The 18,443-nt window shown below is 61.7% G+C and carries 19 protein-coding genes and 1 pseudogene; 12 read left to right on the top strand and 8 right to left on the bottom strand.

The annotated features are described in order from the left end of the window. Positions 1-18 precede the first annotated feature (18 nt). The 5 genes from AC3ZU9_RS14105 to AC3ZU9_RS14125 all read left to right on the top strand — a co-directional run bounded on the left by AC3ZU9_RS14105 (position 19) and on the right by AC3ZU9_RS14125 (position 4,904). Positions 19-1,500 (top strand): mannitol dehydrogenase family protein, encoded by a 1,482-nt coding sequence (locus AC3ZU9_RS14105; RefSeq protein WP_490090871.1) that lies wholly within the window; start codon positions 19-21, stop codon positions 1,498-1,500. Positions 1,501-1,640: 140 nt separating this feature from the next. Next, positions 1,641-3,122 (top strand): xylulokinase, encoded by a 1,482-nt coding sequence (xylB, locus tag AC3ZU9_RS14110; RefSeq protein WP_490090872.1) that lies wholly within the window; start codon positions 1,641-1,643, stop codon positions 3,120-3,122. Between the two features lie 12 nt (positions 3,123-3,134). Further along, positions 3,135-4,073, top strand: a complete 939-nt coding sequence (locus AC3ZU9_RS14115) for a carbohydrate kinase family protein (protein WP_012723926.1) — start codon at positions 3,135-3,137, stop codon at positions 4,071-4,073. Positions 4,074-4,157: 84 nt separating this feature from the next. Next, positions 4,158-4,427 carry a DUF2790 domain-containing protein gene (locus tag AC3ZU9_RS14120; RefSeq protein ID WP_043205266.1) on the top strand — a complete coding sequence of 90 codons (270 nt, stop codon included), beginning with the start codon at positions 4,158-4,160 and terminating at the stop codon, positions 4,425-4,427. Between the two features lie 78 nt (positions 4,428-4,505). After that, a complete protein-coding gene (locus AC3ZU9_RS14125) occupies positions 4,506-4,904 on the top strand; it encodes a hypothetical protein (protein ID WP_046033796.1) in 399 nt (132 codons plus the stop codon). On the opposite strand, the gene AC3ZU9_RS14130 is transcribed toward AC3ZU9_RS14125, so the two are convergent. Both AC3ZU9_RS14130 and ilvA read right to left on the bottom strand, forming a co-directional pair. Beyond that, on the bottom strand, positions 4,901-5,170 hold the full coding sequence (locus AC3ZU9_RS14130; protein ID WP_043205265.1) for a DUF1652 domain-containing protein: 270 nt from the start codon (positions 5,168-5,170) through the stop codon (positions 4,901-4,903). The genes AC3ZU9_RS14125 and AC3ZU9_RS14130 overlap by 4 nt on opposite strands. A 234-nt stretch (positions 5,171-5,404) precedes the next feature. Continuing rightward, positions 5,405-6,427, bottom strand: a complete 1,023-nt coding sequence (gene ilvA / locus AC3ZU9_RS14135; RefSeq protein ID WP_080943264.1) for a threonine ammonia-lyase, biosynthetic — start codon at positions 6,425-6,427, stop codon at positions 5,405-5,407. Positions 6,428-6,701: 274 nt separating this feature from the next. On the opposite strand from ilvA, the gene AC3ZU9_RS14140 reads away from it, so the two are divergent. Together AC3ZU9_RS14140 and map are read left to right on the top strand one after the other, a co-directional pair. After that, positions 6,702-6,902: a ParD-like family protein gene (locus AC3ZU9_RS14140; protein ID WP_010567513.1), complete on the top strand. Its 201-nt coding sequence runs from the start codon at positions 6,702-6,704 to the stop codon at positions 6,900-6,902. Beyond that, positions 6,902-7,663, top strand: coding sequence for a type I methionyl aminopeptidase (map, locus tag AC3ZU9_RS14145; protein ID WP_122810643.1), 762 nt, complete (start codon positions 6,902-6,904; stop codon positions 7,661-7,663). The genes AC3ZU9_RS14140 and map overlap by 1 nt, the downstream gene beginning before the upstream one ends. Positions 7,664-7,816: 153 nt before the next feature. Here map and AC3ZU9_RS14150 read toward each other — a convergent pair whose 3' ends face one another. Further along, complete coding sequence (locus AC3ZU9_RS14150) at positions 7,817-9,403, bottom strand: RimK family ATP-grasp domain-containing protein (protein WP_490090873.1); 1,587 nt, start codon at positions 9,401-9,403, stop codon at positions 7,817-7,819. Between the two features lie 94 nt (positions 9,404-9,497). Here AC3ZU9_RS14150 and AC3ZU9_RS14155 point away from each other — a divergent pair. Beyond that, positions 9,498-9,944 (top strand): annotated as a pseudogene (locus AC3ZU9_RS14155) (GNAT family N-acetyltransferase); the annotation flags it as partial. Here the strand turns inward: AC3ZU9_RS14155 and sfnG are convergent. Continuing rightward, positions 9,943-11,028: a dimethylsulfone monooxygenase SfnG gene (gene sfnG / locus AC3ZU9_RS14160; RefSeq protein ID WP_012723918.1), complete on the bottom strand. Its 1,086-nt coding sequence runs from the start codon at positions 11,026-11,028 to the stop codon at positions 9,943-9,945. The pseudogene AC3ZU9_RS14155 and the gene sfnG sit on opposite strands and share 2 nt — an antisense overlap. A 267-nt stretch (positions 11,029-11,295) precedes the next feature. Here sfnG and AC3ZU9_RS14165 point away from each other — a divergent pair, with 267 nt between their 5' ends. Then, a complete protein-coding gene (locus tag AC3ZU9_RS14165) occupies positions 11,296-12,537 on the top strand; it encodes an acyl-CoA dehydrogenase family protein (protein ID WP_490090874.1) in 1,242 nt (413 codons plus the stop codon). Between the two features lie 275 nt (positions 12,538-12,812). On the opposite strand, the gene AC3ZU9_RS14170 is transcribed toward AC3ZU9_RS14165, so the two are convergent. Next, on the bottom strand, positions 12,813-13,598 hold the full coding sequence (locus AC3ZU9_RS14170) for a sulfite exporter TauE/SafE family protein (RefSeq protein WP_122810645.1): 786 nt from the start codon (positions 13,596-13,598) through the stop codon (positions 12,813-12,815). Between the two features lie 91 nt (positions 13,599-13,689). Next, positions 13,690-14,460 carry a class I SAM-dependent methyltransferase gene (locus tag AC3ZU9_RS14175; protein ID WP_490090875.1) on the bottom strand — a complete coding sequence of 257 codons (771 nt, stop codon included), beginning with the start codon at positions 14,458-14,460 and terminating at the stop codon, positions 13,690-13,692. A 138-nt stretch (positions 14,461-14,598) separates the two neighbouring features. Here AC3ZU9_RS14175 and AC3ZU9_RS14180 point away from each other — a divergent pair, with 138 nt between their 5' ends. From AC3ZU9_RS14180 to AC3ZU9_RS14190, 3 genes are read left to right on the top strand one after another with little or no spacing between them, the layout of a single operon-like run. After that, a complete protein-coding gene (locus tag AC3ZU9_RS14180) occupies positions 14,599-15,120 on the top strand; it encodes a DUF3455 domain-containing protein (RefSeq protein WP_122810646.1) in 522 nt (173 codons plus the stop codon). 50 nt (positions 15,121-15,170) lie between these two features. Next, a complete protein-coding gene (locus AC3ZU9_RS14185) occupies positions 15,171-15,686 on the top strand; it encodes a sigma-70 family RNA polymerase sigma factor (protein ID WP_122810647.1) in 516 nt (171 codons plus the stop codon). After that, entirely contained in the window at positions 15,683-16,351 is a 669-nt protein-coding gene (locus AC3ZU9_RS14190; protein WP_490090876.1) for an anti-sigma factor, read from the top strand. The genes AC3ZU9_RS14185 and AC3ZU9_RS14190 overlap by 4 nt, the downstream gene beginning before the upstream one ends. Here AC3ZU9_RS14190 and AC3ZU9_RS14195 read toward each other — a convergent pair whose 3' ends face one another. Both AC3ZU9_RS14195 and AC3ZU9_RS14200 read right to left on the bottom strand, forming a co-directional pair. Continuing rightward, a complete protein-coding gene (locus tag AC3ZU9_RS14195) occupies positions 16,352-17,653 on the bottom strand; it encodes an ATP-binding protein (RefSeq protein WP_012723911.1) in 1,302 nt (433 codons plus the stop codon). 3 nt (positions 17,654-17,656) lie between these two features. Then, on the bottom strand, positions 17,657-18,358 hold the full coding sequence (locus AC3ZU9_RS14200; protein ID WP_043205260.1) for a response regulator: 702 nt from the start codon (positions 18,356-18,358) through the stop codon (positions 17,657-17,659). Positions 18,359-18,443: the final 85 nt, after the last annotated feature.

Raw genomic sequence — 18,443 nt, forward strand, 5'->3', positions numbered from 1 at the left:
TATCGCGAGTATGACGTTATGAAGCTGAATAAACACACCCTCACGCAGTTGGCGCCGGAAGTAAAACTGCCGGCCTACGCCATTGCCAGCACCACCCAAGGCATCGCTCATATTGGTGTCGGCGGTTTCCATCGCGCGCACCAGGCGTATTACACCGATGCACTGATGAATACCGGCGAAGGCCTGGACTGGAGCATTTGCGGCGTCGGCCTGCGCGCTGAAGACCGCAAGGCCCGCGACGACCTGGCCGGCCAGGACTACCTGTTCACCCTGTATGAACTGGGCGATACCGACGACACCGAAGTGCGCGTGATCGGCTCGATCAGCGACATGCTGCTGGCCGAAGACGGCGCCCAGGCGCTGATCGATAAACTCGCCAGCCCGGCCATCCGTATTGTGTCATTGACCATCACCGAAGGCGGCTACTGCATCGACGACAGCAACGGCGAGTTCATGGCCCACCTGCCGCAGATCCAGCACGACCTGGCCCACCCGAGCGCGCCGAAAACCGTGTTCGGTTTCATCTGCGCCGCCCTGACCCAACGCCGCGCCAACGGCATCCCGGCCTTCACCGTGATGTCCTGCGATAACCTGCCGCACAACGGCGCCGTGACGCGCAAGGCACTGCTGGCCTTCGCCGCCCTGCACAACGCCGAACTGCATGACTGGATCAAGGCCAACGTGAGCTTCCCGAACGCCATGGTCGACCGCATCACACCGATGACCAGCACCGCCCATCGCCAGCAACTGCACGACGAGCACGCGATCGACGATGCCTGGCCGGTGGTGTGCGAACCCTTTGTGCAATGGGTGCTGGAAGACACATTCGTCAACGGTCGCCCGGCCTGGGAAAAAGTCGGCGTGCAGTTCACCCATGACGTCACGCCCTATGAAGAGATGAAGATCGGCCTGCTCAATGGCAGCCATCTGGCCCTGACCTACCTGGGCTTTCTCAAGGGCTATCGGTTCGTGCACGAGACCATGAACGATCCGGTGTTCGTGGCGTATATGCGGGCGTATATGGACCTGGACGTCACGCCGAACCTGGCGCCGGTGCCGGGTATCGACTTGACCGAGTACAAGCAAACGCTGGTGGACCGCTTCTCCAACCAGGCGATTGCCGACCAGTTGGAGCGGGTGTGCTCGGATGGTTCGTCGAAGTTTCCCAAGTTCACCGTGCCGACGATCAATCGCCTGATTGCGGATGGGCGCGAGACCGAGCGCGCGGCGCTGGTGGTGGCGGCGTGGGCGTTGTATTTGAAGGGTGTGGATGAGAACGGCGTGCGCTACACGATCCCGGATCCGCGTGCCGCGTTTTGCCAGGGGCTGGTGAGTGATGAGGCGTTGATCAGCAAGCGGCTGTTGGGGGTGGAGGAAATTTTCGGTACGGCTATTCCCAAGTCGGCTGAGTTTGTGGCAGCGTTCGAGCGGTGTTATGTGAGCTTGCGTGATAACGGCGTGACCGAAACACTGCAGCAACTCCTGAAGAAACCGGCTTAGAAATGTGGGAGGGGGCTTTCCCCCGATGGCGGTGGACCAGCTAACTGATTCATTGACTAGCACACCGCTATCGGGGGCAAGCCCCCTCCCACATTGGAATGCATTGCCAACTCGAACAATAAACTGCTGAGCAAATCCTCATGACCCAGCAAAACCTGTTTCTCGGCATCGACTGCGGCACCCAGGGCACCAAAGCCATCGTCCTCGACGCCTCCAGCGGCAAGGCGCTGGGCCTCGGCGCGGCGGCGCACACGTTGATCAGCGGCGCCAATGGCCGTCGCGAGCAGCACACCCAGGAATGGCTGGACGCCTTCACCGAAGCCACCCACCGCGCCCTGCAACAAGCCGGTGTGGACGGTCAGGACATCCTTGGCATCGGCGTATCCGGCCAACAGCACGGCCTGGTGCTACTGGACGAGCACGGCGCGGTATTGCGCCCGGCCAAACTGTGGTGCGACACCGAAACCGCCGCCGAGAACGACCGCCTGCTGGCCTACCTCGGCGGCGAAAGCGGCTCATTGGAACGCCTCGGCGTAGCGATTGCGCCGGGCTACACCGTGTCCAAGCTGCTTTGGACCCGCGAGCAGCACCCGGACATTTTCGCGCGCATCGCGCATATCCTGCTGCCCCACGATTACCTCAACTATTGGCTCACCGGTCGCGCCGTGGCGGAATACGGCGATGCCTCGGGCACCGGCTATTTCAATGTGCGCAGCCGTGAGTGGGACGTGGCACTGCTTAAGCACATCGATCCGAGCGGTCGCCTCGAACAGGCCTTGCCGCCGTTGATTGAGGCCGATCAGGCGGTCGGCAGCATCCTGCCCGCCATCGCCGAACGCTTGGGCATCAACCCCAACGCTATCGTCGCCAGTGGCGGCGGTGACAACATGATGGGCGCCATCGGCACCGGCAACATTGCCCCCGGCGTGATCACCATGAGCCTGGGTTCATCGGGCACTGTGTATGCATTTGCCGACCAGCCCAACGTCAGCCCGCAGGCGTCGGTCGCGACGTTCTGCTCGTCCAGCGGCGGCTGGCTGCCACTGATCTGCACCATGAACCTGACCAACGCCACCGGGGTGATACGCGAGCTGTTCGACCTCGACCTGGCCGCGTTCAACACCCTGGTCGAACAGGCGCCCATCGGCGCCGACGGCGTGAGCATGCTGCCGTTCCTCAACGGCGAACGCGTGCCTGCCCTGCCCCACGCCACCGGCAGCCTGCACGGCCTGACCATGACCAACCTGACCCGCGCCAACCTGTGCCGTGCGGTGGTCGAAGGCACCACCTTCGGCCTGCGCTACGGCCTCGACCTGCTGCGCCAGACCGGCCTGCAAAGCCAGAGCATCCGTTTGATCGGCGGTGGCTCGAAAAGCCCGGTATGGCGGCAGATGGTTGCCGATATCATGAACACCGAAGTGATCTGCACCGAACAAAGCGAAGCCGCTGCCCTGGGCGCGGCGATCCAGGCGGCGTGGAGCCAGTCCGGCGAATCCCTGGCCAGCCTGTGCGACAAATGCGTGAGCGTCGACCCGGCCAGCCGGACCCTGCCGGTGGCGACCAGCGTCAGCGCCTATCAACAGGCTTACGAGCGCTATCAACAGCACGTGGCAACCCTTTAAGAGCGAACGACTATGTATCTGGTGTGTGGTGAAGCGCTGTTTGATTTCTTCAGCGAGGAAGACGCCAGCGGGCAGGCTTCCAAGGTCAATTACAAGGCGATTGCCGGCGGTTCGCCGTTCAACGTCGCGGTGGGCTTGCGTCGCCTGGGCATCGACGCCGGATTGTTCGGCGGTGTGTCCACCGACTTCCTTGGCCGTCGCTTGTTGCAGGTGCTCAAGGACGAAGGTGTCAGCGAGCAGTTCCTGGTGGAATTCGCCGCGCCGACCACCTTGTCGATGGTCGCCGTGGGTGCCAATGGTTCACCGCAGTACAACTTCCGTGGCGAAGGCTGCGCCGACCGCCTGCTGGAAATCGACCACCTGCCCGCGCTGGGGGCTGACATTCGCGGCCTGCATATCGGCTCGTTTTCGCTGGTGGTGCAACCGATCGGCGACACCCTGCTGAGTTTGGTCAAGCGCGAAAGCGGCAAGCGCATGATCAGCCTCGACCCCAACGTGCGGCTCAACCCGCAGCCCGATATCCAGCTGTGGCGCAACCGCGTAGCGGAACTGGTCAAGCATGCCGACCTGATCAAGGTCAGCGACGAAGACCTGCACCTGCTCTACCCCGACCAGTCGCCGGAAAGCGTGCTGCAGGGCTGGCTGCAACACCGTTGCCAGCTGGTTTTCCTGACCCGTGGTGGCGAGGGCGCCAGCGTCTACAGCCGCCAGCATGGCCACTGGTCTGCACCGGCGGTCAAGGTGGTGATGGCCGACACGGTGGGCGCCGGTGATACCTTCCAGGCCGCGTTGATTGCCTGGTTGACCGAGCAGCAACTGGATTCAGTGGAAGGCCTGCAACAGCTCACGCGTGCGCAGATCGACGCCATGCTGGGCTTTGCCATCCGCGCCGCGGCGTTGACCTGCACCAAGACCGGGCCGGACCTGCCGTATCGCCAACAGCTTGGATGAAGGTTTTGTCAGCCAGCTAAACATTAATCGATGGTTAATCCCGCACGTCGAGAGTGAAGTTGTACCCACTTGCGGAGAACCACCATGAAACTGCGCACCTTAATGCTCAGCGCCAGCCTGGCGCTGGCAGCGGTGTCAGGCCTGGCCCAGGCCGACGATCAACCTGCCGCTGCCAAACCCGTGCCTTACCGGTACGGCATGCCGATGAATATCGACAAGGTCCTGGCCATGAACGAAACCCCAACTGACGAATGCAAAGTCATCAAGGCGGATATCAAGTTCTTGGATAAGGCGGGCAAGGTGGAAGACGTGAGCTATCGGAAAATGTCCGACGCCTGCGATTTCCAGAACTGAGTCGATGAGGCAAACACGCCAAGCCCGCGCAAATAGGAGTAGTCTTGCGGGCTTGTCCTAAGGCTGAAAGGATTCGCCATGCTGTTGAGTTTCCGCACCCTCGCCACCTTCACCGCGCTGCTGTGCTTCGCCCTCGCGCTTATCTGGGGCCTGCGTCCCGACCTGCTGCTGTGGGTGTGGAGTGTCGAGTATTCCAGTGGCACCGGGCTGGTGTCGCGCCGCAACGCCGCGCTGTTCCTGGGCATCGGCATCATGTTCTACCGCGCACGTCACGCGCCGCCTTCAGACACGCGTCGCGCCCTCACCACCGGGTTTATCGCCGGGTGCCTGGTGCTGGCGGTGCTGGGGTTCAGTGAGTGGATCAATGGGAATGCCGGGCCGGGCATCTTGCTGGCGGTGGCAACGGAAACCGTATTGGGCCTGGCGTTCATCCAAGCCCACAGGTCTTCGGTGCCTCACACTCAAGCGTCCAGCTAGTAGAGGCTGCGCCCTCCCGCTCGTTGCAGGGCGGGTGCATGGGTGTGCTTGAGGTCTTCACGCAACCCGGCAATCAGGTTGCAAATGGCGCGGCTGCTGTCGAGTTTTTCCGCGTTGATGCCTTTGACTTCCAAATCCACCCGGTCACGGTCGCGCTCGTCGTAGACCTTGATCGTCAGCGACGCATCTTCGGCTTTGGTGCATTCGCACCGTTTGGGCAGGAAACTTCCTTCAATAATGCTGCGAAGTTCTAATTCCGAAAGCATGGTCAACCTCTCCTTTCCTGAGAATGCCAACAGATTGTTATTAATCCCGCGGGCCCTTGCCCGCCACGTCTTACCGACCTTGGAAGACGCTTACAACACCCAAGCCTACTCGGCAAAATCGGCCCCTGTTGTAACCATTCCTCATAAGCACTGTGCTTGTATATATAAGTTAAACCGTATCGATTAAATCGTCGCCGAACCGCTGCGATTAAACGTTTAACCCTGCACGTTTGTTTAAACGGCACCTTGCGCGGCGACCCTTTCAGCAACATGTCGCAAACTATCAAAGTTGATATTCGCCCCGGAATTGATCGCCACCAGGGTCTGCCCGCGCAAATTGTGACTGGTCACGTATTCACGCAGGCCCGCTACCGCCAACGCTCCGGACGGCTCGGTGATGGAGCGCGTATCGTCGTAGATCAGCTTGATCGCGCTGCACAACTGATCATTGCTGACCGTGATGACTTCATCCACCCAGTCGCGGCAGATCTCAAACCCATAAGCACCGACCTGCGCCACCGCCGTGCCGTCGGCAAACCCGTCGACACTGGGCAGCACCACCCGCTCACCGGCCCGTAGCGCCGCCAACAGGCAGCTGGACCCTTCGGGTTCGACGCCGATGATGCGCACCTCGGGCCGCAGGTATTTGACGTAGGCGGCGACCCCGGCGATCAGGCCACCGCCGCCCACCGGTACGAAGATCGCATCCAGGGGCCCCTGTTGTTGGCGCAGGATCTCCATGGCCACGGTGCCTTGGCCGGCAATCACCTCGGGGTCATCGAACGGCGAAACGAAGGTGCCCCCGGATTGCTCGGCCAGTTGCAACGCATGGGCCAGGGCAAAGGGGAAGCTCGCGCCGTGCAGCACCGCTTCCGCACCGCGCGAACGCACGCCCAGCACCTTGAGTTCCGGCGTGCTGCTGGGCATCACAATGCGCGCCTTGATCCCCAGCTCCCGCGCCGCCAGGGCCACACCTTGGGCATGGTTGCCCGCCGACGCGGTGACCACCCCGCGGGCCTTTTGCTCCGGCGTGAGCTGCACCAGCTTGTTGTAGGCGCCGCGGATCTTGAAGGAAAACGTCGGTTGCAGGTCTTCACGCTTGAGCAACACCTGGTTGCCCAGCAACGCCGACAAGGCCGGGGCCGCCTGCAAGGGCGTGCGCACCGCCAGGTCATAGACCGGGGCGGCGAGGATCTTTTTCACATAATGTTCAAGCAGTCCCGGGTCGGCGGTGTGGGGCGCGGTGCAGGTGCTCATGGGTGTCTCCTGGCTTTTTGTCAAAGACCCTGGAGACGGAAAAACAAAACCCGCCTCTAGGGCGGGTTTGGGTACAGCCGTGCGCTATCCCGCCAAATGAGGAATGGCGGTAATAATGCTTGGCTGGCTGCGGAAGGCTTGAAAAGTCATAGGGCGAAACTAACCGGCGACTGGCGGGCAAGTCAATGGCCAAGCGCCATTTCGTGGTGCTGGGGGTTACGTTTAATATACGAAACGTATACGCTTTGTATATCCCTACCGCACAGTGAAGACCATGGGCATCGTCAAGATCACCGACCAGCTGCATGAACAACTGCGCCTGGCCAGCGCCGCGATGGACCGCTCCATCAACGCCCAGGCCGAATTCTGGATCAAGATCGGCCTGCTCGCCGAACTCAATCCCAGCCTGCCCTACAACGAGCTGATCAACAAACTGTTGCTGGATAAGCCCGACCTGATCCGGGGGCGCCATTGATGATCAAGACCGCCGCACAACTGGCCGTGATGCGTGAATCCGGACGCCTGCTGGCCCAGGTTTTCACCATGCTCGATGGCTTCGTGGCCGCCGGCCGTTCCACCCTGGAGCTGGACAGCGCCGTCGAAGCCTTCATCCGCCATGACCTCAAAGCCCGTCCCGCCAGCCTCGGCCAATACGACTACCCCTTCTCCATCAACACCTCGATCAACGAGGTGGTGTGCCATGGCATGCCCAGCGCCAAGGAGATTCTCAAGGACGGCGACATCATCAACATCGATATCACCCTGGAAAAAGGTGGCTATATCGCCGACGCCAGCAAGATGTACATGATCGGCACCGTCGCCCCCAAAGCCCGGCGCCTGGTGGAGATGACCTTCGAAGCCATGTGGGCCGGCATCCGCCAGGTCAAGCCCGGCGCCCGCCTGGGCGATATCGGCCATGCCATCCAGAGCCACGCGCAGGCCAACGGCTACAGCGTGGTGCGCGAGTATTGCGGCCACGGCATCGGCCGGCAGATGCATGAAGAGCCGCAGGTGTTGCACTTCGGTCGTCCCGGCACCGGGCTGGAACTGCGTGAAGGCATGGTGTTCACCGTCGAGCCGATGCTCAACCAGGGCAGCGCCAAAGTGCGCAGCCTGAAGGACGGCTGGACGGTGGTGACCAAGGACAACAGCTTGTCGGCGCAGTGGGAGCATACCGTGGCGGTGACGGCGGATGGTTTTGAAGTCCTGACCCTGCAGGTGCAGACTGGCGAATGACCTGTGGCGAGGGAGCTTGCTCCCGCTGGGCTGCGCAGCGGCCCTAAAGAAAGGCGCGCTACGCACGCCAACGGGAGCAAGCTCCCTCGCCACATTTACATCGTCGTACCCGCTATCCGTTTCATCCCGGGGTTGTTGAACAACATCACCGAGTCACCACACCTGGCCCTGGCGCTTCAACTCCAGGCGCCGCACGAATTCCTCCAGCACCAGGCCATACAGGTCGTCCTGCAAGTAAGCATCCTCGATGCCGGCGTCCAGGTTGGGGTTGTCGTTGACCTCGATCACCACCACCTTGTCGCCGGACTGCTTGAGGTCGACGCCGTAGAGGCCATCGCCGATCAGGTTGGCGGTCTTCACGGCCAACTCCACCACCGCCTTGGGCGCCTCGTGGACCGCCAGGGTGCGGCATTCGCCGTTGATGGCCTGGCCGATGGCCTTGTGGTTGTAGATCTGCCAATGGCCCTCGGACATAAAGTATTGGCAGGCAAAGATCGGCTTGCGGTTGAGTACGCCGATGCGCCAGTCGTACTCGGTGTAGAAGAATTCCTGGGCCAGCAACAGCACCGAATGTTCGAACAACTCGGCGGTGGCCTTGAGCAAGGCTGCCTGGCTTTCCACCTTGATGACCCCACGGGAAAAGCAACCATCGGGGATCTTCAAGACCAACGGGAACCCGAGGCGCTCGCCGACCCGTTCGAAGTCTTGCGGTCGCTCTTTGTAAAGAATCTCGGTGGTGGGCATGCCCAGTTGATGACTGTTGAGCAGGTCGGTGAGATAGACCTTGTTGGTACAGCGCAGGATCGACGCCGGGTCGTCCATCACCACCAGGCCTTCGCTTTCGGCTTTCTTGGCGAAACGATAGGTGTGGTTGTCGACGCTGGTGGTCTCGCGGATCAGCAAGGCGTCGTATTCGGCCAGGCGCGCATAGTCCTTGCGCTCGATCAGGTCGACATCGATACCCAGGCCCTTGCCTACGCGAATGAAATTATCCAACGCCTGGGCATTTGACGGTGGTAGTTGTTCCTGGGGATCGTGCAGGATGGCCAGGTCGTAACGCGCCAGGCGGCGTGAGCGAGGCTGGCGCCAGATCTTGCGGCTGAAGTTGTCCAGCGCATGAGCGAATTGATCTTCCTGGTCATCGCGCAACTTGTGTAATACGCCGGACTTGATCCCTTCGATATGCCAGCCGTTATGCTGTTTGAAACCCACTAACAAAATAGGACAGGGGAAGGCTTCAAACAATTGCCGGGCCAGATCCTGCAACGGTTCTATAGTCGTCCGTCCAAAATAAAGTGTCAGGGTAAAGCCTTCGGTATTGCTGTAAAGATGATGACTCAAGGCTTTATCGAGGGTTTTGTCCAAGTCGTCCAAGGCCAGGCCGTACAACGCCTTTTTCGTCAGTTCGCTGATGGTGCGCACCGACGGAATCACCTTGTGCCCGCGTGCTTCGGCCAGCAACGAGCAGTAATAACCGTGCCCCAGGTATTTGTAGCTGCGGCACAGGTTGATCACCTGCACACGCTTGCCTGACTGGTTTTCCCGAGTCTGTTCCAGGTACTCCTGGGCGGTGATGATGTCTTCGCTGGGGAAGTAGGAGGCCCAGTCTTCCTTGCGCTCGACAATGATCACTACTTGACGGGCGCCTGTGAGGGGGGCGGAAAAATAACCCTGGCTCGTTATTGTCGCCGCGACAGTTTGCTCCGATACTTCACGCCAATGACTTTGTACCGCCGACATAATAATTGATCCGCTTTAGAGAACTCGACCTTTTCTATTAAGCACGATCTTTTAGAGAAGTCCCGTTTCGTTACGTAACTTTTATGGCGGTCATATGGCACTTTCTTTTCGCGTTGCATCCCCCTTCGATGTGCCTGAATTAATGGCACTGGAACAGCAGTGTTTCACCACTGACCGACTCTCATCGCGTCGTTTTCAATGGATGATCAGCCGCGCCCATGGCCAATTGCTGGTGGCGGAAGAAGACGGGCAACTGCTCGGCTATGCACTGGTGCTGTTTCGGCGTGGCAGCGCGTGCGCGCGCTTGTATTCCATCGCTATCGCCGCGCACTTACGCGGCGTTGGGCTGGGCCAGCAGTTGCTCAAGCGTGCCGAGGCCTGTGCGGCAGCGCACGCTTGTGCGCACCTGCGCCTTGAAGTGCGCACCGACAACCCAGGCGCCCTGGCGCTGTATGAACGCAATGGCTACCGGCGCTTTGCCGTGGTCAACGACTATTACGAAGACCACAGCCCTGCCCTGCGCCTGGAAAAAACCTTGCTCACGCCACCTGCTTGATCCCGGCCTTGGCTTCCAACTCGCGCACCAGCGGCAATACGCGCTTGCCGAAGTACTCGACTTCCTCCTGGAAGTGCAGGAAACCCGCCAGCACCAGGTCCACACCCACCGCTTTGAGCGCGACGATACGCTCGGCGATCTGCTGTGGCGTGCCGATCAGGTTGGTCTTGAAGCCATCGTTGTACTGCACCAGGTCTTCAAAGCTGGACTTGGCCCAGTTGCCCTCGCCTTCCGGTGAGGCCTTGCCCGCTTGCTTCGCGGCGTCGCCAAATGCGTTGACGGCTTCCGGGTCGGCTTTGTCGATGATTTCCGCCAGCACCGCACGGGCCTCCTCTTCAGTGTCGCGGGCGATCACGAAGGCGTTGACGCCGACTTTGACCGAATGGTTATTCGCCGCCGCCTTGGCGCGAATGTCATCGACCTGGGCCTTGATGCCTTCCGGGGTGTTGCCGTTGGTGAAGTACCAGTCCGACACCCGTGCGGCCATGTCCCGCGCCGCCCGCGAGCTGCCGCCCTGGAACACTTCCGGCTGGCCCAGCGGCTTGGGCTTGAGGGTGTAGTTGTTGAAGCGGTAGAAATCGCCCTTGAAGGTGAAGTCGTCCTGGGTCCAGATGCCTTTGAGGGCGCGGATGAACTCTTCGGAACGGCGATAGCGCTCGTCGTGTTCCAGCCAGTGTTCGCCAATGGCCTGGAACTCACCCTTGAACCAACCGCTGACGATATTCACCGCGATACGGCCATTGGTGAGCTGGTCGATGGTTGCCAATTGCTTGGCCGCCAGCGCCGGTTGCCACGGGCCAGGCAGGATCGCGGCGATGACCTTGAGCGTGGTGGTCGCAGCCAGCAGCGCATGGCTGAACGCCACGGACTCATGCTGGTTTTCGGCACCGTAGCCGGCGGTGAAGCGGATCTGGGTGAGACCGTATTCGAAGCCAGCCGCCTCGGCCAATTGCGCCAGTTTGCGGTTGTAATCAATGCCCCAATGGGTGCGTTGTTCGATCTTGCTGACCACCAGCCCACCGCTGACGTTGGGCACCCAATAGGCAAATTTCACGGCTTGCTGACTCATCGAGCGGTACCTCGTACATAGGGATGTACCCAGGGCTTGAGCAGCAAGCGTGCCAGGCCACGAGAAACGCCCGCGCCATGAGGGTTGCGGCGAAAAAAACCGGCAGGCACGGCTTGCCGGCGAATGTCAGGGATTGCGACGGTTTGCTGGATCGCTGTTGCTGGGGCAACAGCACAGGCCGTGAAGGGCGCGTAAACATTGGCCCTGGCACCCGGCACGGACTGTGCAATCACTCTTCGCATTGATCACTGCCCCGGAGCCTTGCCCATGACCGAACAACACGTCATCAACCCGCTGTCCACCGGTGTCGACTACCCGACCCTGGCCGCTCGCTTTCGGCCGATTTTCCAGCGCATCGCCGACGGTGCCTTGGCGCGCGAACAACAGCGCACCCTGCCCCACGAGCCGATCCAGTGGCTCAAAGACGCCGGCTTTGGCGCGGTGCGGGTGCCGGTGGAGTACGGCGGCGGCGGCGCGTCCCTGCCGCAGTTATTTGAGTTGCTGATCGAGCTGGCCGAAGCCGACTCCAATGTCCCTCAGGCCCTGCGCGGGCATTTTGCCTTTGCCGAAGACCGTCTGAATGCGCCGCCCAGTGCCGGCCGCGACCTGTGGTTCAAGCGTTTCGTGGACGGCGATATCGTCGGCTGCGCCTGGACCGAGATCGGCAACGTGGCCATCGGCGATGTGGTCACCCAGGTCAGCCCTGACGGCGACAGCTGGAAGCTCAACGGCGAAAAGTTCTACAGCACCGGCAGCATTTTCGCCGACTGGATCGATGTGTACGCCCAACGCAGCGACACCGGCGCCGATGTGATCGCCGCCACCCGCGCCCGCCAGCCGGGCGTGGTGCACAGCGATGACTGGGACGGCTTTGGCCAGCGCACCACCGGCAGCGGCACGTCGCGCTTTACCGATGCGGTGGTGGACGCGGACAACGTCATCGACTTTGCCACCCGATTCAAATACCAGACCGCGTTTTACCAACTCGTGTTACTGGCCAGTCTGGCTGGCATTGGCCGTGCGGCATTGCGCGATGTGGCGCATCAGGTGCGCAGCCGCAAACGCATCTACAGCCATGGCAATGCGCCCCATGTCAGCCAGGACGCACAGGTTCAACAGGTGGTGGGCGAAGTGGCTGCGCTGGTCTACGCCGCCGAGGCCAGCGCGTTGAAAGCGACGCTGCCGGCGCAACGCGCGTACGTGGCGCGCTTTGGTGGGGATGATGCAGTGGAGCGTGAGGCCAACGTGGCGGCGGAGATTGAGTCGGCTACCGCGCAGGTGGTGGTGTCTGAGTTGATCCAGCGTGCGACCAGTGAATTGTTCAATGCATTGGGGGCTTCGGATGTGCGCCAGGGGAAAGCGCTGGATCGGCATTGGCGGAATGCGCGGACTGTGTCGTCGCATAATCCGGTGATCTACAAGGCAAGGATTGTAGGGGATTGGGTGATCAATGGGGTTGAGCCGCCGTTTGTTTGGCAGATTGGAAATGGGCCAGGGACTGGGGCTTGAGTTGGCTGTTGCAAGATCAAAAGCAGGCCGATGTCTACCTGATGTATGGAGATCAAACTGTGGGAGGGGGCTTGCCCCCGATGGCGGTGTGTCAGCTCATGCATCTGTGACTGCCCCACTGCTATCGGGGGCAAGCCCCCTCCCACATTTGGACCGCGATCGACAGGTGCCACACCCGTCGGCTCTAAGGCCGCCGCGCTTTTGCTTTTGATCTTAGGCGCCCCGTCAACCCTGTGTCCGGTCCGTACAGGCTTTATAACGGGTATGCCCCCCAATCAGAAGGCCAATTTGTAGCCGATAGCCATGAGCATGACCGCCAAACACGGCCGCAACACCCCATCCGGCAACTTGCCAGTCATATGGCTACCGATATAGATCCCCGGCAACGACCCCATCAACAAAAACCCCAACAAATGCCAATCCATATTCCCCATGCTGGCATGCCCCAACCCCGCCACCAGGGTCAGCGGCACAGCATGCGCGATCTCAGTCCCGACCAGCCGTCGCGTAGCCAGAAACGGATACAGAATAAACAACGCCACAGTCCCCAGCGCACCCGCACCGATGGAGGTCAGGGCAACCATGGTCCCCAGGATCGCACCCGTCACCACCGTCAATATATTCAGGTTGCGCGGACTCATGTGATAGTCATCGCCCGCATGCCGCTGGGCAAACGCCAACAGGCTTTTCTTGAACAGAATCGCCAGCGCCGTCAGCAGCAACACCACACCAAGCGCCTGCTTGATCACCGCGTTCATCGCACTGGGATCAGTGTGCAGGCTGGCCAGGAACCAAAGCGTCAGCAACACCGCAGGCACGCTGCCCAAGGTCAGCCAACCGGTGATTGTCCAGTCAATGTTCTTGTTCTTGCCATGCACCAGCACCCCACCGGACTTGGTGATCGCCGCGTACAACAAGTCGGTACCCACCGCCGTGGCCGGGTTGATGCCGAACCACAGCAGGATCGGGGTCATCAACGAGCCCCCGCCCACACCGGTCATCCCTACGATAAAACCAACGATCAGGCCAGCCACCACGAAACCAACATTACCTACATCCATTAACGCTACCTGCGGCCTTATAAATTTCTGGCCGCAGGATAGCGATTTTTCTTATAACGACTTATATCAATATGATCTGACTTTATGCCTTTTAGCTCAGGCGATGGCAGACGTAGGCTTGGGTTTGATACGGAAAGGCAACCGTGTCACGCCCCTTCAACGCCGGGTGGGTGTCGATCAGCGCTTGCAATTGCGCGGTGACACTCGCCTTGGGCCCATCAGCCAGCGCGGCGATAAAGCTCACGGAGAGGAAGCGATCCATGATCACCTCCTGAGGGCTGCCGACATGGTTGTAGGGAAAACAGGTCACGTCGGGGGCGGAAAAGTACATGCCGTTGAAGGCCTCGCGCCAGAGCCCGGTATGAAAACGCGGGGTGTCGCCCTCGTAGGGCGTGATGATGTCAGTGATGGCTGCGACCCAATCCACCGACTCATCGCGCACGTTCCACACCAGGCCCAGGCGGCCGCCGGGCTTGAGCACGCGATGGATTTCCGCCAGGGCAGCCTCGGTGGAGAACCAGTGGAATGCCTGGGCGCATACCACCGCGTCAGCGCTGGCGGAAGGCAATGGGATGGATTCGGCGGTGCCATTGACCAGGCGCACATCCGGCAGCAGTTTGCGCAACTGCGCCCCCATCGCCACCACGGGCTCGACGGCGGTCAACGTCGGCGCCAGGGTGCTGAGCAAACGGGTGAACTTGCCGGTGCCGGCACCCAGGTCAACCACGCTCGACTGTGCGTCGATGCGCAAGGTCTCGGCCAGCCAGCCCGTGAGTTGCCTTGGATAATCCGGCCGACCTTGGGCGTAGGTCACGGCCTGGGTAGAGAAACCTTGTTGAGCAGACGTGTGAACACCAGTCATTGCCAATCTCTCCTCGGGTAAAGCGGGGGCACAGTGTGCGCCCTCCCGCGTTTATTTTCTAATCGCTGCATCCAATCGTGCGTGCCATGGGTAGTCCTTTCAGTCACCCCGCTGTTTTACTGAAATGGAGAAGTACCCATGAACGCTAAAGCACTGTTCTGCCTCGCCGCCCTGCTCGCCGCCGCACCCGCAGCCTTTGCCCAGACCGGCTTGCCCGACAGCATCAAAGTGCCGGACGGCCACAAGGTGGCGCTGGAGACCACCGGCGTCGGCGAAATCACTTACGAGTGCCGCGACAAAGCCAACGCCGCCGGCCAGACCGAATGGACCTTCGTCGGCCCCAAGGCCGTGCTGAATGACCGCAGCGGCAAGCAAGTCGGCACCTATTTCGGCCCGCCCGCCACCTGGCAGGCCAAGGACGGTTCGACAGTCACCGGCACCCAGCTGGCCGTGGCGCCGTCCGGTGCGGGCAACCTTCCCTACCAACTGGTCAAGGCCAACCCGGCCGAAGGCAAGGGCGCGATGAGCGGTGTGAGTTACATCCAGCGGGTTGCTTTAGAGGGGGGCGTAGCACCGAACAGCGCGTGCACGGCGGCCAACAAGGGCAAGCAGGAAATGGTCAAGTACAAGGCTGATTACATCTTCTGGGCAGCCAACTGAACAAATACGGCTACGCTGCCCCCAATGACGTTGGTTGGGGGGAGCACCGCGTGTTTGATTACGAAGCCTGTCTGCTGGCCTGCGCCCGTGGCGATCAACGCGCCTTGCGCGCGCTCTATCAGCAGGAAAGCAGCCATCTGCTTGGCGTGGCGCTGCGTATCGTCAGGGACAAGTCCCTGGCCGAAGATATCGTGCATGACGCGTTCATCAAGATCTGGCGCGGCGCCGGCAGCTTTGACCCCAGTCGCGGGTCGGCCCGTGGCTGGGTGTTCAGCGTGACCCGGCACCTGGCGCTCAACGTCGTGCGTAACCATTATCGCGAAGTCCCGTTGGGCGACGAACACGAGCCAGCCGCTGCGACCGACACCTTTGAGTTCAGCGCACGCACGGGGCAAGTCCACACCTGCCTGGAGCAGCTCGACCCGACCCGTCGCACGTGCATCCTGCATGCCTATGTCGACGGTTATTCCCACAGCGAAATCGCCCAGAAACTCGACACCCCGCTGGGGACCGTCAAGGCCTGGATCAAACGTAGCCTCGCCGCGCTGCGGGAGTGCATGACATGAGCAACCCACTGGACGAACTGGCCAGCGAATACGTGCTGGGCACCCTGCCTGGCGAACAACGCGCGGAAGTAGAACAGCGCCTGAGCCACGACGCCGAGTTACGCGCCGCAGTGGACGCCTGGGAGCAACGCCTGTTGCCGTTGACCGCCTTGGCGGAGCCCGTGCCCCCCTCCTCTGAGTTGTGGCCACGCATCGAACGCAGCACCGCCGGCGCCCGCACACCCTGGTGGGACCTGCTCGCCGTTTGGCGAGGCCTGGCCGGTGCCGGGCTAGTGGCTACGCTGGTGCTGGCCGCGCTGCTGCTGACCCGTCCGCCCAACCTGGAACCCAGCTTTGTGGTGGTGCTGGTGGCCCCGCAGAGCCAGGCGCCGGGCTGGGTGATTCAGGCCAGCGATAACCAGCAGATTCAGTTGATCCCATTGGGCGTGATGGACGTACCGGCGGACAAGGCCCTGCAGTTCTGGACCAAGGGCGATGGTTGGCAAGGGCCCGTGTCGCTGGGGTTGGTCAAACCCGGCCAGACGCTGTCAGTGCCGTTGGACAAGTTGCCGCCGCTGACGCAGAACCAGCTGTTCGAACTGACCCTGGAAGACCCGCGCGGCTCGCCGACCGGCAAGCCCACCGGGCCGATCCAGGCGATCGGCCGCGCCGTCAAAGTGCTGTGATCAGGCGACGCTGGGCAACCACACCCGGAACCGTGCGCCGCCCAATGGCGACGCCAATGCGGTCAAGGTGCCGCCCTGGGCCTCCAAGGCGCGCCGGCTGATGGCCAGGCCCAGGCCGAAACCGCCGGTGGCGCGGTCACGGCTGCGGTCCAGGCGGTAGAACGGCTCGAAGATGCGTTCACGCTGGTCGAGCGGGATGCCGATACCGTCATCGTCGACCCAGATTTCACAGCCCTTGGGGCACACCTTGACGCCCACCTGGATGCGTTTGTCGCAGTAACGCGTGGCATTGCGCAGCAGGTTCTGCAAGGCACGGGCGGTGAGGCGCGGATCTAGACTGAACCGCTCCACGGCGCAATCGAGCGCCACGTCGATGACGATCTCGGGGTTTTCCAGTTCGTCATCGACGCTGCCAAGCACACTGTCGATAAACTCATCGAGCACCACCTCGACCCGCTCCGGCAGTTGCGCCGGGTTTTGCAGGCGGCTGTAGGAAAGCAGCTCCAGCACCAGTTCATCCAGCTCGCGGATATGCGCCACCAGGCTTTGCAGGCGTTCGCGGCTGGCCTCGGGCAAGTCTTCGGAAAGCGCCAGGGCCAGGCCGAAATCCAGGCGTGTGAGCGGTGTGCGCAGTTCATGGGAGACGGCGTTGAGCAGGTCGCGCTGCTGGTTGAGCAGGTGCTCGATGTCGTCGGCCATGGTGTCGAATACCGAGGCCAGACTGCCGATGCTGGAGCTGGCCGGGATACGCGTGCGCTCGGCCAGGTTGCCCTGGCCCAATTGCCCGGCGGTGCTTTTCAAGCGCTCGAGGTCGCGCCAGTGCGGACGCAGCCACACCAGCAGGCACGCCAGCAGCGCGGCGACGATCAGCACGTTGATGGCCCAGTACAGCACGTTCATGTCCATCGGATCCGGCGGGATCGTCAGCTTGACCACGAATTGCTCATTGATCGGCGAGCTGATTTCCTCCATCCAGCCCCACTCCCCAAGGCGCACCACCGATTTGCCTTGCTCCAGCAGTTTTTCCTGCGCGGGGCTATAGCTGGCGTCCTGGCGCAGCAGCAACTGCACTTTGAGCGGCGCGAAGTCGTGGCCCAATTGCTCGGTCACCTGTGACCAGCGTTCCACCGGCGCCCGCAGGTATTGCTTGACGATCAGCTTCTGCTGGCCGCGGGTCTGCTCGATGTTGTAGTTCATGTAGCGGTGTTCAAACAGCTGGATCACCAGCGAGGGGATCAAGTAGATCGCCAGGCTGTAGGTGACGATGGTGATCAGGTAGAGGCGCAGCAGTACACGAAACATGGCTCAGCATTCCCACTCGGAACGGCTGAACAGGTAGCCCTTGCCCCACACCGTCTTGATCTTGCGCGCCTCACCGGCGTTGTCGTCGAACTTGCGGCGCAGCTTGGAGATGGCTACATCCACCGAACGGTCGGTGCCGTTGAACTCGATACCGCGCAAGCGCTGCAGGATCTGGTCGCGGCTGAGCACTTCGCCGGCGTGCCGCGCCAGCACCACCAACAGGTTGTATTCGCCGCTGGACAGCTCCACCGACTGCTCGCGCCAAGTCACGGTGCGTTCCGACAAGTCGATGCACAGGTTGCCCATGATGATCTGGTCGTTGGCCGCCTGGGGCTCGGACAAACTGCTGCGCCGCAGCAATGTACGGACACGGGCGAGCAGCACACGCGGCTCGCAGGGTTTGGTCACGTAATCGTCGGCGCCCATTTCCAGGCCCAGCACCTGGTCGTGGCTGTCGTCGCGGGCGGTGAGCATCAGGATCGGCAAGCCCGCCGAATCGGCGCGCAACAGGCGGCACACCTGCAGGCCGTCGAGGCCGGGCAGCATCAGGTCGAGGATCACCAGGTCCGGCGGATTCAGGCGGGCGCGTTCGCGGACGTGGTCGCCGCGGCTGAGCACGCTGACTTGGTAGCCATTGCGTTCCAGGTAGCTGGCAATCAGCTCGGAGAGTGCGGCGTCGTCTTCCACCAGGAGGATGTTGGGCATGGTGTTTCCAAATAATGCGGTTTGTTGGGGTGGTGCAGGATTGTGCAAGGATATACGCCCCCGGCGCCCCGCGCGCCGCACCTTA

The organism is Pseudomonas sp. A39 (genome assembly GCF_058145955.1).